This window comes from Herbiconiux daphne, from assembly GCF_024979295.1.
Lineage (GTDB): Bacteria > Actinomycetota > Actinomycetes > Actinomycetales > Microbacteriaceae > Herbiconiux > Herbiconiux daphnes.
This window is the reverse complement of the sequence record NZ_JANLCJ010000558.1, coordinates 1-602: the sequence shown is the minus strand read 5'-3', so window position 1 is coordinate 602 and position 602 is coordinate 1. Positions and strand designations below refer to the sequence as shown.

Here is a 602-nt window from a genome sequence, read left to right as displayed (position 1 = left end):
CTGGGTTTCAGTGCTGCCATCTTCTCATGGTAGTTCGCACCCATCTGCATCAACGAGATTACGTCTTCCGGGTTGGTAATCGTAATTTCTCGCCCATTGGCTTTGAATGCTTTACCTACGATGGAGTCATGAAACGCTTTGTAATCCGGTACGTTCTCAGCTTCAGGTTTAGGTTTCTCTTCCTCAGCCTTAGCAACTGGCTTACCTTTCTCATCTACTTCAGGTTCCGGTTTATTGCCTTCCTCTTCAGGTTGAGGCTCACCTTCTTCTGGAGCAGGCTCCGGTTCAGGCTCAGGTTCTGGCTCTGGTTCAGGTTGTGGGATTTCTTCACCAGGGTTCGGTTCGCCTTCTTCCGGCTTAGGTTCAGCTTGGAATTTGGTTACATCGAACTGGCTTAATTCAGCATCAGACATGGCAAACACATTCACGTCTTGCTCTAGTTGCTCAGTTTCAGTAGACATTAAACTTCCTCGTTACGGCTTTGGAAAAGTAAATCGCTGTTCTCGGCAATCGCCTTTTCAGCGATGGTGGCGTCTTCAAGGACTGAATCCAAGTAAGACTTGAAGTGAGCGATAGCATCAATCTGTCGGCTAGTAGCATCG

General features: G+C 47.8%; 1 protein-coding gene. It reads right to left on the bottom strand.

Going from position 1 to position 602, the window contains the following annotated elements:
• Window positions 1-461 (bottom strand): hypothetical protein (locus tag N1032_RS26430; RefSeq protein ID WP_259543622.1); only part of this gene is annotated, 461 nt, incomplete at its 3' end.
• Window positions 462-602: the final 141 nt, after the last annotated feature.